This window comes from Dietzia maris (assembly GCF_036287335.1).
Classification (GTDB): domain Bacteria; phylum Actinomycetota; class Actinomycetes; order Mycobacteriales; family Mycobacteriaceae; genus Dietzia; species Dietzia cinnamea.
Map to the genome: position 1 here is coordinate 2,301,075 of NZ_CP143053.1, position 15,698 is coordinate 2,316,772.

Here is a 15,698-nt window from a genome sequence, read left to right on the forward strand (position 1 = left end):
ATGGCGACCATCACGCTGATCAACAAGAAGGAGAACCTCGACGGTTCTCTGCGCAAGCGCGTGTTCGACATGCTCTCCAAGCTGCAGGCCGACGACACCGCAGTAGGCGCGCACGTGGAGCCCATCAAGAACGCCGTGGACGGTCGCATCCGGTCGGTGCGGGTCAACGACAAGTTCCGGGCCCTGGTCTTCAAGATCGACGGCGGCGCCGAGACCCACTACGTCTATGTGGGCACCTACCCGCACGACGACGCCTACGACTCGGCCGCGACCATGCAGCTCCGGGTCAACCCGGTCAATGGTGTGCTCACCCTCGTCCGCGAGCAGGCCGCGGCGCTCGACGCGAAGCTGGCCGCCGAGCAGGCCAAGAAGGCCGCCGCACTCGAGGCCGCGGCCAAGGCCGGGCAGGTAACTGAGGATGGGGCCGCGACCGGGGGCGCGGAGACGGAGGCCGGTGCTGGCACCGAGGCGTCGACACCGGCTGAGGCGGCCCCGGCCGCGGCGGTGGTCGAGGACCCCACCCCCGAATTCGCGGCGAACGGGATCGACGCCGACGTCCTCGCACGCGAACTGGGGATCGACCCCGCCGTCTCCGGTCCGGCGCTGGCGTCCACGACCCTGTCGGAACTCGAGGCCGCACTCGAGGCGGCAGCCCCGTGGGAACGCGACGCCCTCCTCGGGCTGGCGGTGGGTTACTCCCTCGACCAGGTCCGCGACGAGCTGCGGCTCGGCGCCACGGCAAACGACGCCGAGGTGTCCGACGACGACACCGACGAGTTCATCCGCGCGGTCACCGCCCCGGCCGCGCGGATGCAGTTCACGTTCCTCGGCAGCGGCGGCGACTCGACCGACATCATGCGCGAGATCATCGAGAACGGTGACTTCGAGGCGTGGACCACCTTCCTGCACCCCTCGCAGGAGGTGCTGGCGACCCGCTACCGCAACGGCGCCTACCGGGTCTCCGGCGGCGCGGGCACCGGCAAGACCGTGGTGGCGTTGCACCGTACCCGCGCCCTGGCGACCCGATCGCTCACCGGCGCCCCCGCCGAGTACGCAGCCGACACCGCCACCCCTCGGGTGCTGCTCACCACCTTCACCCGGGTCCTGGCGGCGTCGCTCTCGGCGCAGCTCAAGATCCTCGACGCCGGCCTGCCCCGTGCCTCGGCCATCGGTGGCGACGGCGTGGCCGTAGCCGGTATCGACCAGACCGCCATGACTGTGCTTAACCGGGCCACACCCGCCCAACTCGCTGCCGCCGGGCCCGCCGTCATCGGCCAGTCCCTCTCCTCGGTCCCCTCCCCGCTGAGCGACCACGACGAGCGCGAGCTGTGGTTCGAGGCCGTCGAGCGGGCGGCGGTGCAGCCGGAGGGCTCCACCGCGACCCCCGAGTTTCTCCGTGGGGAGCTGGAGACCGTCGTCCTGGCGCAGGGCATCACCACCAAGGTCGGCTACCTCAAGGGCGACCGCGGCGGACGGGGCACGCCTCTGAACCGGAAGGCCCGCACCGCGGTGTGGTCGGCGATCGAGTCCTACCTCGCCATCACCCGTCGCGAGAACAAGCAGACCTTCCAGGTCCTCGGGTGCCTCGCCGCCGCCGTACTCGACGGGATTGCCGTCGCTGGCGGGGGTCGGCTGCTGGACCACGTGGTGGTGGACGAGGCTCAGGACTTCCACGTCGGTCACTGGCGGTTGCTGCGGGCGCTCGTCGCGGAGGGCCCGAACGACCTGTTTATCGCCGAGGATGGCCACCAGCGGATCTACGGCCGTCCCACCGTGCTGTCTCACTACGGGATCAACATCCGCGGCCGGGCCTCGCGGCTCACCCTGAACTACCGCACCACCGACGAGAACCTGCGGTTCGCGATGGGTATCCTCGCCGGCGAGACGTTCGTCGACACCGACGGCGAGTCGGAGAATCTCACCGGCTACCGCTCGGCCCGCAGCGGTCCCGCGCCGCAGGTGGGCCATGCCGACAACCTCCGTGGCGAGCTCGACATCGCTGAGGGTCACATCCGCTCCTGGCTGGCCGAGAACCCCAAGGCGTCGATCGGTGTGCTCACCCACAATCGTCGGGACGTGGACCGGATCATCGACGGGCTTGAGTCCCGCGGCATCGAGATCAGCTCCGGCGAGGGCTCGGGGGTGCACGTGACCACAATGCACTCGTCCAAGGGGATGGAGTTCACCCACGTCGTGCTGGCCCGCGTGAGCGAGGGAACCGTCCCCGCGCCCGTCCGCCACGGACTGACCGACGAGGACCAGGAGCACCTGCGCAGGCGTGAACGGTCCCTGCTCTACGTGGCCGCGTCCCGGGCCCGCGATCAGCTCGTCGTCACCACCGGGGCCCAGCCGTCCACACTCCTACCCGGCATCTCCACGGAGGACTCCGCATCGTGACAGACGCGAGCAGCACCGGCACGTACACCTGGCGGCTCGCGTTCCCCTTCTGGGACGAGGTCGCAGACCACGTCCCGGTATCGGGCGAGACGCTCATCGCCGAGACCTCGCCGGCGGATCGCGTCGAGACGGTGCTCGAACTGGCCTCGGCGTTCCGGGTGGCCGGCGACGCGGCACTCGGCGAGCTCTATCCGCTCATCCCGTCCCAGTTCGGGCTGGTGCTGGATTCCGCGAAACCACCGGTGACGTTCGCTGCCCTCGCCGTCCGGCCCTCTCAGGACGTCACCACCCCGCTCACGCGAGCCGACGGACGACGACTTCACCGCACCCTCGCCCAGGTCAACGCCGCGGCCGCGGCGGTGCCCGAACCCACCTGGCCCCGGGATCCCGTTCTGCGGGCGGTGAGCAGTGCGGTGTTCGCGCTCCCGCCCGAGAGGTTCTACGCACTCATCGACATACGGCTCGGAGGCGGCGACGCCGACGCCGCGAACGCGTACGTCAGACGGGAATTCCAGGACGACCTCGACACGATCCTTGAGGCCGCCGTCACCGAGGCGCGTGAGGCCGCGGACTCCCCGGAGATGCGGCATTGGCTGGAGACCCTCATCTCCCCGGACGGCAAGGTCGCCCTCTCCACGCACCCGCAGCTGCGCAGGCGGCTGGGGCTGCTCGACGTGACCCTCGCACAGGCGGCGGAGCTCCTCGGTCACGACGTGAGAGACCTCTCCAGCGAGACTGATCATCCCGCACCGCAGAGGGAACCGTCGCCGGACGAGAACGTTGGTCATCTCCACCCCGGTACCTCGACCTCGACAGTCGATTCCCCATCGACCGGCCTGGAGGAGGGCGGCGCGCCCACCGGCGGCGAGCCGGTTCTCCCTCGACCTACCCAGGCGGTCACGCCACCCGCGGACGAGGATTCGACGGACGCCGACACCACCACGATCCGCCCGCACGAGCACACCACCCCCGCATCCGGTAGCCAACATTCGGGACTCGGCCTGACGTCGGACGACGACCTCGACGCGTGGGAAGCCACGCTGCGCGACAGGTTGGCCGAGTCCACGCTCGCTGTCGACACCGACCTGTCCGCATTGGAACTCGACGTCCTCCTGGACGTGTACGGCGACCGTTACCGCCTGTCCCGCGGGCGGGGCACCACCGTCGCCCAGATCGCCCACCACTTTCCCGCCGCCACGCTCATGTCCCTGGTGGGCATGGCGTCCATCGGTCTGGAGGACAACACCTATTGGGACCGGTACTGGGGCCGACTGAAGGTCGAGCACGGCAACAACGACGAGAATCACCTCCGGCACCTCGTCCTCCCACTGCTGGAGAGATTCGGGTTGGACCCGATCGAAGGCCTGTCGAAGTCCAGTCACGTCCAGCGACTCGCGATCCATGCCGGCACCCCGGCGGCCAGTGCGGGCCGACTCATCGAGGTGCTCAGCACCTACATCGGCTCGGTCTCCTCACGTGACACCCAGCCCTTCGTCGACTGGGTGCGGCAGCCGGGACAGGAGCACGTCTTCGAGCGCCTGGACTACCCCACCAGGAACTTCGTCCGCTACAGCGGAGCACGCGGCGCCGAGCTGCTGAGCGAGATGGCCCGCATCGTGGCCGAGATCGCCGAGAACCCAGCCGCCGACGCTTCCACACTCACCACCGACCAGACATCCCTGCCCGAGTTGCTCGTCGATCCACTCCGTCGGGCGCTCCAGGATGCGGACGTCTCCGGATCGGTCCGCTCTCAGCGCCGCAGGTCGCGGCTCTCGCCCACCCTCCACCTGGAGGCCGACGATTCGATGGTGGTGCGGATCCCGGCCCCGTCGAGCCACACCTCAGCTCCGTGGACCGTCACGCTGGACAACCACGTGGTGCGGGTCGCCGCCGAGAAGTTCAGTAGTGATCGCTCAGTCGAGGTCCCCCTCGAACACCCCACCCGCCGTGTCGTGGTGACGCATCCCTCCCTGGCGCACCCGATCGAACTCCGTCTGTACGACGCGTCCAAGCCACTCATCCTCTTCACCACACAGGGCGAACACATCCCGGACACCGCACGCCTGCCCAGGTCGGAAGTGCTCACGGTCCTGCCGGGCGATCTCACCGTTCTGGGCGAGCATCCCCACGCACCCCGTGTGATCGACGAGTTCGGCGCGCCCCTGGGCTGGGCCGGCTGGACCATCCGCCAGTGGGATCTCACAGAGACCACCTCGCTGCGGACCCGGACCTCCCAGGGCGAGGTAAGCGACCTCCCGGTGGGCAGCCAGGCGCTTCCTGCTCTCTTCGACGAACCCGACGACCCGCTCCCCGTTCTCCCCGGGGTGTTCAGTGAGAAGCTCCCCGTCCTTCACGCCCGTCCGTGGATCGTGCTGCCCGCCCTCGGCGGGTCCGAGGCGACGTGGACGATCCGGTATCGGCGAGCCGGCGCCACCGAATGGGTCGTCCAGGGCGACTACATCTCTCCGGACGGCGGCGAGGTTCCCCTGTTCGCTGAGGAACCCGCGCAGCTCGGCCGCTTCGACGTGCGTGTCACGGGACCCTTCGGCGCGAGGTTCGAGACGAGCGTCTTCGTCGCCGAAGGGCTGGAGATCTTCTATGACGACACGCTCCGCATTCCCACCGACAACGGACTCACCGAGGTCACCGCCACGGTCTGGTCCGACGACCCGACGCTGGTGGTGCTCGACCCGAACTTGCATTTCGGTCCCGACGATTCCAAGCGGCCACTCCGCATCCGTCGGGGAGCAGCCTCCGAAATGGTCACCGTCCGGCCCCCGCGGATGGAATTCCGGATGACACCGGTTGGCGGCGTTCCCTCATGGAGCGACAGGCAGATCGGGCGTCGCCCGGACGACTTCACGGGAGCGGTTCTCGCCGTCCGCGGGATACCCGAGGACATCGACGTGGTGTCAGAGGTCCGTGACCACACCGGTTCGGTACGAGCGAGGGAGGAGTTCGCCTCCCGGTCCCGCGGCGGCGTTCAGACCATGACCGCGGATCGCCTCGCCGGGGCCGCTCGCCAGGCCCAGTCCGGTGAAGTGGTGCTCCAGTTGAAGTACCCCGACGGCACCTACGCGGCTCCGATCATCCGGTTCCACACCGTCGCCGCAGACGTGAGGATCACGATCGAGGAGGACGAGATCGTGGTCCGGGGACGCAACCTGCACCCTGACACGACAGTCCACATCTGGAAGGTCGCCCGCCCCTGGAGCCCGGTCCTCACCGTGCCACTCGTCAGAGGCAAGGCGTCGTTACCCGCGTCCGCCAGAGAGGTGGGTGACCTGCGGATCGCCCCCGCCGTCCACGACGACTGGGACCCCGTTCCGCCCTCGCCCCTGCCGTCCGGAGACAGCGTTCGGTTCTCCCGACCGGGCGACTTCACTGACCCCGCGACGCGTGGGCTGTCCCGCTTCCTCCTCGGCCTGGCCGGTACCGACGACATCGACCCCACACGCCCGGAGGTGTGGTCCACGCTCGGCCTGCTCGCCCGCGGACTCGAGGCCGGCGACGATCAGCGATTCCGCCAACTGTCCCGGCTGCTCGGCAACTCTCCCCGCCGAGCTGCACTGTCCCTGGCCGCCGCACCACTGGACTCCTCCGACAAGCTCGCCCTCTTCATCCGATCCGGCCTGGTCTTCCACTCGTTCAAGCCCTACGGCCGCGAGGACCTGCTGGCCAGGGCCGCCAGCACCGCGCTCTCCTCGGAGCCCTGGCTCGACGTCCTCATCACCATCGCCGACGTCCCCGCCGCGAGCGTGGAAGAGCGCATGGCGCTGCGGAACCGCCTCCAAGGCGTGGGCGGACACACCCTGATCGACATCCTCAAGACCGGGAGTGATCCGCTGGCAATCTCGGCGTCCCTCGACGCGGAGCTGGTTCTACGGAGCAACCAGCCCGACGAGGTGAGCAGAGTCCTTGACACCAAACGACTGGTTCCCGGGGGACTCACCGACGCGGCCTCCAGGTACGACGCCTACCGCGCCCTGTTCCGGAACAAGGATTCGGAGATCGACAGGCTCCGAGAGTTCTACGGCGTGCTGCTGGAGGGGCGCTTCCCACCAATAGGCGAGGTCAAACGCTTCGGAGTCCTCTGGCGGGCGGTGACCGCCCGAACCCGGAAGCTGGGGAACGTCACCAACGAGCACCCCTGGGCCAACGCGCCGTTCGCCAGTCTGACCTTCTGCCTCTACGCCCGTCTGGCTGCCGCAGACGAAATCCGACTGGACCCGCCCCCGGGCACGGACACGGCATGGGCCTGGTTCGCCGCACGGGAGCCCCAACAGACAATGATCGATCTACTCGTCGCGGAGGCCCTGGTCACCCGGATGACACTGCCCGACCGTAAACGCAATCCCTATTCCGCATTCGGCTCTATGACCGACGAGGACATCGTCGATCTCATCGTCAACCCCTTAGGAGAACAGTGACCGACATCCTCGACCCGCTGATCACCGCCCGGTCCATCGAGACGACGTACAAGCGGTACCTCACCACGATCCTCCACCCGAAAGATGCGAGTCTTCGCGAGGAGTTCGTGGGCGAGGTGGGCAGATCGCGCGACCTCACCAAGGGGCCGCTCCTCGAAACGACGCCGCCCTATGCCCCGGGCAAATCACTGAGCGATCTCATTGACGAGGGCGTGCTGGATCCGACGTTCACGCGCCTGGCCGGCCCCCAGCTGCCTTTGGAGAGGCCGCTGTACGCGCACCAGGAGAACGCGATCCGGAAGGTCGTGGCCGGCCGCAACGTGGTGGTGACGACCGGTACCGGCTCGGGCAAGACCGAGAGCTTTCTGCTGCCCATCTTCAACCACCTCATGGCGGAGAAGGCCGCGGGAACCCTCGGCCCCGGGGTTAGGGCCTTGCTCCTCTACCCGATGAATGCCCTCGCCAACGACCAGCTCAAACGACTGCGGGCACTTCTAGCGGACGTCCCTGAGATCACCTTCGGCCGCTACACCGGCGAGACCAAGCACACCGCGAAGGATGCCCAGCGACACTTCCGGTCCCTGCACCCCGGGGAGCCACTCCTGCCGAACGAGAAGCTCAGCCGCGAGGAGATGCAGGCCGAGCCCCCGCATATCCTCCTCACCAACTACGCGATGCTCGAGTATCTTCTCCTGCGGCCCCGGGACATCGAGTTGTTCGCCAACCACGGCTCCCAGACTTGGCGGTTCGTGGCTCTCGACGAGGCCCACGTCTACGACGGCGCCCAGGCAGCCGAGGTCGGCATGCTGCTTCGTCGGCTCAAGGATCGCGTCGCCCCGTACGATCGACTCCAGTACATCGCCACCTCGGCCTCCCTCGACGGTGAGCCTTCAGAGGTGACCACCTTCGCCTCGGAACTTTTCAACGCCAATTTTGAGTATTCGTCAGATCCCGCCCGGCAGGATGTCGTCCACGCGGTGCGGATCGCCTCCCCGGACGCCGCCACCTGGGAGCTCACTCCCGAGCAGCTCCTCGATGTGGTGGCCGGCCCCACCGACGACTGGGGATTCGGAGGACATGACGATGGCCCCGACCTGGACCGGCTGGTCGAGCTCTCAGGCATGTCGAGCGCCGGTGAGGCACTCGACCACGAACTTCACGTCGTCACTCTGCGTGCCGCGCTCGCCGACGGCCCCGTCGACATCCTCGTTCTGGCCAGGCAAATCTGGCCGGATCACCCGGAAGCCGAGCGGCTTCTCGAGACCCTCGTTCGATTGGGCGGCCGGGTGAAGGCGGACAACGGGCACCCGGTGCTGTCCGCCCGGTACCACTTCTTCGTCCGCGCCACCGAAGGTGCCTTCGCCTGCCTGTCCGAAACCGGACCCCACGTAGCCCTGGCCAGGCACGAGGAGTGTCCGACGTGCGCGGCAGCGATGTTCGAATTCGCCACCTGCACCTCGTGCGGGACCGTGCACCTCGCCGGACAGGTCGAGGACGACCGGCTGACCCCCGTCACCGGGCGATCCCACCACGCACGGTGGTTCGCCCTTCTCGACTCCGCCGACGTCGTGGAGGACGAGGACGACTCGGTCCTCGCCGCTGAGGAGGAGCGACTCGACACCTCCGCCACCTGGCTGTGCACCGGCTGCGGGGCCCTTTCCGACAGCCAGGTCACCGCCTGCCACTCCGGATGCGGCAAGGGCACCATCCGCCCGATCTTCGACCTGCACACTAGTAAGGCCGGACTGTCGACGTGCATCCACTGCGGGGCGCAGAAGAACCACCTGATCCGGCGTCTCGATCTCGGCAGCGACGCGCCGGCTGCGGTGGTCACCACGTCGCTGTATCAGCAACTTCCGATCGCTCAAGACGAGTCGCGGGACCTGGTCGGACAGGGCCGCAAGCTCCTCATGTTCAGCGACTCCAGGCAGGCCGCCGCGTACGCCGCCCCATACCTCAACGGCACCTACTCCCGGCTGGTCCAGCGTCGCCTACTCACCCAGACCATCGACTCCCCGTATTACCGAGACGGGGCGGCCACTATCGATGACCTGGTGGCCGACGCCGTGCCCGTGGGACGCAAGGCGCACCTCTTCGAAGCGACAGACTCCAAGCGACACACCGACCGGGCCGTAGCCACGTGGCTCATGTCCGATCTCATCGGCACAGACACCCGTCAATCGTTGGAAGGTCTGGGCTTGCTCCATGTGAGCATGCGTTTGCCGGAGGGTGCCCAGCTTCCTCCGCCCCTCGTCAAGGCGCTCGGTGCCGAAGGCGCGCGAGCTGTCCTGCAGCAGCTGGCGGCGATGGTCCGACGCCAGGGTGCAGTGACCATGCCCGACGGGGTCGACGCCACCGACGAATTGTTCGCCCCGCGCAATGTTGTGATTTCTATGCGCTCCGATGGTTCCGACCGTCGGCGCAAGCAACTGTCTTGGGCTCCCACCCGCGGCACAAACAAGCGGCTCAACTACCTCGAACGTGTCCTGGAGAAGGTCGGCAAGCGCGACCAGGCCCGCGAGTTTCTCGACAGGCTGTGGCTGGTTCTCGGCCCGGCCGGAAGTCGCGGAAACGGACTCGGTTGGCTCAAGGACAACACGCCTACCGTGGGCACAAGGCAGCTCGATCACCGGATGATCGACCTTAGGCCCGGTATCGCAACACGGTGGTGGCGGTGCTCCGTCTGCCGGTCGCGTACCGCCCACAACGCACTAGAGGTGTGCCCGACGCTGAACTGCGACGGTGTGCTTGAAACTGCCCCGATCCCGTCACTCGACGAGGAAGAAAACCACTACCGGCACCTCTACCGGTCCATGGCGCTCGCGCCCATGTCCGCCAGCGAACACACGGCGCAATGGACTGCAGAGGAAGCGCTAGAGATCCAGAACCGATTCATCCGGGGCGACATCAACGTGCTCTCATGCTCCACTACTTTTGAGCTCGGTGTGGACGTGGGGGACCTGCAGGCAGTGGTGATGCGCAATATGCCGCCACGCACCGCGAACTATGTCCAGCGGGCCGGCCGGGCGGGACGACGGTCCGACTCCGCCGCCTTCGTCACCACCTACGCTCAGCGGCGGCCGCGTGACCTCGCCCGCTTCCAGGACCCCACGGACATGATCAGCGGCATCATGCGGGTACCGTGGGTCCCGATCGACAACGAGCGCATCGCCCGGAGACACATCCACTCGATCGTGCTCGCCGACTTCCTGCGGAAGCAGTTCGAGAGCTACGGACGGGAGTTCCCCCACGTCGCTGACCTCCTCTGCGCCGAAAACTCGGTCGACGAGGCATGGCGGCAGATCGAGCCGTTCCTCACCCCGGTTCCGTCGCACCTCGCCGACGCAGTGGCGCGCGTGGTACCCGACGAGCTCCACGAAGAACTCGGAGTGGCCGACGACGGGTGGGTCCGTCACCTGATCGAGCGGTTCGAGACCGTGGCCGAAGAGCTCCGTCTCGAGCGGTCGCAGCTCACCGAGCTTCAGGAAAACGCGGCGGCCGAGAAGAACTACAAGTACGCGAGCCTGCTGGACCGGACCCTGCGCACGGTGGAGAGCCGCCAGACCCTCGCCGTGCTGGCACAGAAGAACATCCTTCCCAAGTACGGGTTCCCGGTCGACACTGTCGGCCTGCGCACCAACCATTCGCCCGATCCCGCCGGACAGAAGCTCGAGCTGGATCGCGATCTCGCCTTGGCCATCCTCGACTACGCACCGGGCAATCAGGTCGTGGCTGCCGGCAAACTCTGGACGTCCCGCGCCGTGGCCAAGAAGCCCGGTAAGGCGTTCGTCCGGCACGAGTACAGGGTCTGCCCCAGCTGTGGCGCCTTCCAGACCGGCCTGACGCTGGAGGGCGCGGATCCCACCTGCACGGTCTGCGACGCCGAGTTCAGTAGTAAGGCGATCAAAAAGTTCATCATCCCCGAGTGGGGTTTCGTCGCAGATCCCGTTCCCGACCCCGTCGGATCTGCGCCTCCCTCGCGAGGGACTGTCGGCTCGTCGTATGTCGAATACCCGGGGGACTCGATCTCTCAGGTCCAGCTCATCGGCGGCACGGCCACCACCACGGCCACCTCGGGAGTGCGTGCCCAGATGGTCGTCCTCTCCGAAGGGAAGGGCGCCGGGTATCGAGTGTGTAGCAATTGCGGCTGGGCCAAGCCGCACATGGGCGATAGGTCGACCACGCACACCAACCCGCTCACCGGTGCCGACTGCAAGGGCAGCTTCGAATTGGTCGCGCTCGGTCACAGGTATCAAACAGACACCGCAGAGATCGTCCCCCGCGGCCTCGTCGACGCGAACTCGGACGCCATGCACTCGCTGATGTACGCCCTCCTGGAGGGAGCATCGGAGGGCTTGGAGATCTCGAGAGATGACATCGACGCCACGCTTTCCTGGTCTCAGCGCACCCGATCGATAGTTCTCTATGACACGGTCCCCGGTGGGGCAGGCGCGGCGCGAAAGATCACCGAGCACATCACCACTGTGCTGGACGAGGCGTACAAGCGGGTGGACAACTGCGACTGCGGCCTAGAGACCAGTTGCTTCGGATGCCTTCGCAACGCGTTCAACGACAGGCACCACGAAGTGCTCAAGCGTGCGGACGCGCTGCGACTCCTCGACCAGATGCGGTCTTACAAGACGGCTACCCATCCCCTTGGGGCCTCGGACATTCCGTCTTCATAGCCGCTGCTGGAGATGCTCAGAGTGAAAGGCTTTCCGCGCGGGGAGCTCCAGTCGTCCCCCACATCTACTCAGTAGGTTTAGTCTAAGAGCACAGCGGCGACGAGTCATTGCCGCCGACGCGCAGGGGCCATCGCACGTTCCGAGAAAGTGAACCTCGCACCTAGGAGACCGAATGAAAGAACTGGTCCAGATAGACTCCTTTGGAGCCATCGATGCGGACGCCGATGAACTGCTTCGAGATTGCTTTGAGGACCATCCTGCATACCTTGAACTGAAAGCCCAACGACGTTTCTTGGTTCTTGGCCGAAAAGGGGCCGGAAAAACGGCTATTTACAAGCGGATAATTACCGAGCAGTCCTTCGACCAATTTTCTTTTGGCTACTCATTCGACGACTACCCGTGGGCGCACCACAAGCTCCAGGAAGAAACCGGAGTACCAGTCGAGAGAAGGTACATTCACAGTTGGAAATACTTAATCTTAATTGCCGTTTCGAAAATTCTCCTAAACCAAGATGGAAGCCAGCCCTGGAGCGAAGAGGCCCATGAGAGCCTCGCCCGGCTCGAGGCTTTTATGGTTGATTCTTACGGTTCTCGAAATCCAGACATGACCCAGCTGTTTTCTCCCGAGCGAGTGCTCCAGGTAAAGGGGCGCCTGAGCCTAGGGGCAGCGGCAGGCGACATCGCACGCATCCGAGTGCGAGATCTTCCGATCCACATCCAAGATGTGAACCGAACTCTCGCCTCGACAGTGATGAGCGCACTCAATCCGACACTGTCGTACTTTATCTGTTTCGACCAACTTGATCTCGGATTCGACCCAGATGACGCGTCCTACTCCGCAAGGCTTTCCGGATTGATAATGGCGGCACGAGATCTCTTTATACAGGGTAGGCACAGCGGAAAGAACTTCTGCCCCGCCGTATTCCTGCGAGATGACATATTCGAAGACCTGCAATTCGAAGATAAGAATAAAATAGCCGAGAATTACTCTACGAGAGTGGTCTGGTCAGACTCCGGCAGTAGCCCTACGCTCAAGGAGCTAATGGAGAAACGATTTACAAACGCGCTCGCCGAAGCCGGGGACGACGACCTCGTCAACTGGAGTGACGTGTTTGATGAGACCAAGGAAATGCCGAGTCGACAGAACAAATATAAGCACATCTGCGACCGCACTTTTCTCCGCCCCCGAGACATGATCAAATTCTGCAATACTGTGCTGGACGCGCACAAATCGGGCTTGGATGGTAGCCAGTTCACAAATTCGAGCGTCCACGAGGCGCGAGAAGAATACTCAGACTACCTATTGAGAGAACTTGACGACGAAGTTGCAAAGCACTCTCCAAATTTCAATACATATCTTGAGGTGCTGAAATCCATCGGCACCGAGCAGTTCACGCTAGCCCAGTTTGAGTCAAATCTGCAATTGCGAGACTTAGCGGTAGTAGAACCAACCAATTCTGCAATGTCAACTTTGTTCGAGTTCTCAGTAGTCAGCTACCTAAAGCCTGGTGGGCGCGGCGGTGGATCTGCTTGGATCTGGCGCTACAAGGATCCGCGCGCGCGCTTCGACCCGTCGGCAAACTCCTTCCGGGTGCACCCCGGCCTGAAAGAGGCTCTCGACCTGACCCGAGGGTGAAGGCTCACCTCGGTGAAAGAGTAGGTCGCCGGTGACAAGCGAAAGCTGCCCGTGCCCCCAGTCGGACTCGAACCGACACTGAAACGGTTTTAAGCCGTCTGCCTCTGCCAATTGGGCTATGGGGGCCTACCGGCTCCGCCGCAGCGGGACCGGTGGCGCGCAGGGCGCCGGGCCGAGCTAACCGGCCAGGCGCGTCAGCACCGACATCGCGATGCCGTCCAGGATGTCCTTCTCACTCACCGTGAGCTCGGACAACCCCGCGCGCTCAAACATCTCATCACACAACGCCTGGACCACGATCGCTCCCCCACCGATCACGTCCGCGCGGCCCGGGTGCATCGGTCCCATGCTGCGGCGTTCGGTCACCGACGAGGCCACCAGGCGGTCGCACACCTCACGCATCCGGTCCAGCGAGATGACGCTGCCGTGAATCAGCTCCGGGTCGTACTCCCCCAGATTCTGGGCCAGCGCGCTCATCGTGGTGAAGGTCCCGGCCACGCCCACCCAGCGGGCGGCGCGACCCACCGGCACGTCGCCGGCCTCCGCCAGCGCCTGCGACACCACCGCGCGAGCCTCAGCAATCTCGTCAGCCGTGGGCGGGTCCGAGTGCAGCACCCGCTCGGTGATCCGCACGCACCCGATGTCCAGGCTCCGCGCCCCGAGCAGACGTACCTCGCCGCGGACGAGCTCGCCCACCACGATCTCCGTGGACCCGCCGCCGAGGTCGGTCACCACGAATGGCCCATCAAAAGGCGAGAGGTCGGACACCCCGCCGGCGAAGGTCAGCTCGGCCTCGGTCTGCCCCGAGATCACCTCGGCCAACGCGCCCGGGAAGTGAGCACCCAGCACCTCGGCGGTCATGCCGAAGAACTCGTCCTTGTTCGCCGCATCCCGAGTGGCGGAGGTGGCCACCATGCGCACGGATTGCACGCCGAGCTCGGCCATGGTCGCCGCATAGTCGGCGAGCGCGGTGCGGCAGCGTGAGATCGCGCCCTCGGACAGCCGCCCGGTCGCGTCGACGCCCTCCCCGAGCCGGATGATCCGCATCTCGCGCACTACGTCGGTCAACCCGGGCTCGCCCGGTACGCCCTCGGCGACGAGCAGCCGGATGGAGTTGGTGCCGCAGTCGATCGCCCCGACTCGCACAGCAGCGGTCACTGCTCGTCCATAGCGAGGTAGTCGGGGATCCCCAGCTCCTCGGGCGTGGGCCAGTCGGACGGCAGGGCGGTGCCGCGCAACCCGGCCTCGCAGGCCAGCGCCACGGACTCATCGCCCAGCCGGACCACGCCCGGCCCCTCCGCCAGCGCGTACGCCATGAGCACGTGCAGGCACTTGACGCGCTCGGGCATGCCGCCACCGCTGAAGTCCGTGCCCAGGTCCTCGATCGCGTTCCGCTCGGCCAGATACCGTTCGTGAGCCTCGCGGTAGTTCGCGGCCAGCTCGGGCTCTGCGCCCAACCTCGTCGTCATACCCCTCATGATCCCCGCGGATTCCTGACGGCTCGCCTCGGCGGTGAGCCGCGGATCGGTGAGGTAGTACAGCGTGGGGAACGGGGTGCCGTCCTCCAGGCGCGGCGCGGTCTTGACCACGCCGGGCTTGCCGTCGGGGCTGCGGTAGGACACCTCCAGCACCCCGCGCGGCGGCCGGCCCAGCTGGGCGGCGATCGCGTCGAGGTCTTCGCTGGACACGCTCTGTTCGGCGCTCACGCTAGGGGTTCTCCTGTGGTTGTTCCTGGACGCCGCCCGGGATGGGGGCGGCGGGGTCGTCACCGCCGGGCACGCCGTCGGGGACGACCGGTACGGCCGGGGTGTCGGGCCCGCCGGGGATGGACGTGCCCTCGAGCAGCGCCGAGTCCTCCGGCATGATCGGCGCGGTCGGCTCGGAGATCGACCGCCACACCCGCGTCTGCCACGGCAGCGCCGCGATCTCCGCCGCCCGCTGCTCGGCCGCCGCCTGCTCCACCGGATCCACCATGGACACCCGGTACGGAGTCTCCCCCGGCTTCACGGCGCCGAAGCGGATGCGGGCCTGCTGCTCGATGTACGCCGGGTCGGACAGCAGCTCCTGCTCGGCCTCGAGCTCGGCGATCGTCGCCTCGAGCGCGGCCCGCTCCTGCGCCACGGCCTTCTCGTCGCGCAGGAACTGATAGTGGTTGCGCAGCGGGAACGAGACGGTGACCAGGAGGATGATGGCGACGACGGCGAGGAGCCCGATCCGCCGCGGTGTGTAGTTCCGCGGGCCCAACAGGGTGTCGGACAGGTCCGTGCGCGTGGTGAGACGGTGGGCCTCCGGATGCGCGGTGATGCCGATCCTGCCGGAGCGGGCGGACGCCGGGACGGGCCGGTCGCGTTCGCGGCTCGGCGTCCGCCGGCGGGGCGGCTCCCGGCGGGTGGGGTCGAGGGAGGACTCACCGCGCGTGCGGCCCCGCTGCGGGGTCCGGCGGATGGGCCCCGACGCCTCCCCCGGCCGCCGGGACGACGCGCGATCGCGGCCGTCGCCCCGGCGGTCCGAGGGGCGCGGTGGGCGAGCCATGAGCCCTCCTCTCGACTA

Annotated in this window: 7 protein-coding genes and 1 tRNA gene; 4 read left to right on the plus strand and 4 right to left on the minus strand. The window is 66.8% G+C overall.

Annotated elements, in window-relative coordinates; genetic code table 11:
- From VYL96_RS10595 to VYL96_RS10610, 4 genes are all read left to right on the plus strand, one after another.
- Positions 1–2,397, plus strand: a complete 2,397-nt coding sequence (locus tag VYL96_RS10595) for a 3'-5' exonuclease (RefSeq protein ID WP_131886438.1) — start codon at positions 1–3, stop codon at positions 2,395–2,397.
- On the plus strand, positions 2,394–6,827 hold the full coding sequence (locus VYL96_RS10600; RefSeq protein ID WP_131886439.1) for a hypothetical protein: 4,434 nt from the start codon (positions 2,394–2,396) through the stop codon (positions 6,825–6,827). The genes VYL96_RS10595 and VYL96_RS10600 overlap by 4 nt, the downstream gene beginning before the upstream one ends.
- Entirely contained in the window at positions 6,824–11,512 is a 4,689-nt protein-coding gene (locus VYL96_RS10605) for a DEAD/DEAH box helicase family protein (protein WP_131886440.1), read from the plus strand. The genes VYL96_RS10600 and VYL96_RS10605 overlap by 4 nt, the downstream gene beginning before the upstream one ends.
- 172 nt (positions 11,513–11,684) lie before the next feature.
- Positions 11,685–13,148: a P-loop ATPase, Sll1717 family gene (locus VYL96_RS10610; protein ID WP_131886441.1), complete on the plus strand. Its 1,464-nt coding sequence runs from the start codon at positions 11,685–11,687 to the stop codon at positions 13,146–13,148.
- 52 nt (positions 13,149–13,200) lie between these two features.
- On the opposite strand, the gene VYL96_RS10615 is transcribed toward VYL96_RS10610, so the two are convergent.
- The 4 genes from VYL96_RS10615 to VYL96_RS10630 all read right to left on the minus strand — a co-directional run bounded on the left by VYL96_RS10615 (position 13,201) and on the right by VYL96_RS10630 (position 15,680).
- A tRNA-Leu gene (locus VYL96_RS10615) sits at positions 13,201–13,274 on the minus strand.
- A gap of 51 nt (positions 13,275–13,325) precedes the next feature.
- Positions 13,326–14,306 carry a Ppx/GppA phosphatase family protein gene (locus VYL96_RS10620; protein ID WP_131886442.1) on the minus strand — a complete coding sequence of 327 codons (981 nt, stop codon included), beginning with the start codon at positions 14,304–14,306 and terminating at the stop codon, positions 13,326–13,328.
- Positions 14,303–14,854, minus strand: coding sequence for a DUF501 domain-containing protein (locus VYL96_RS10625; RefSeq protein WP_131886443.1), 552 nt, complete (start codon positions 14,852–14,854; stop codon positions 14,303–14,305). The genes VYL96_RS10620 and VYL96_RS10625 overlap by 4 nt, the downstream gene beginning before the upstream one ends.
- Before the next feature lies 1 nt (position 14,855).
- Positions 14,856–15,680: an FtsB family cell division protein gene (locus VYL96_RS10630; protein ID WP_131886444.1), complete on the minus strand. Its 825-nt coding sequence runs from the start codon at positions 15,678–15,680 to the stop codon at positions 14,856–14,858.
- Positions 15,681–15,698: the final 18 nt, after the last annotated feature.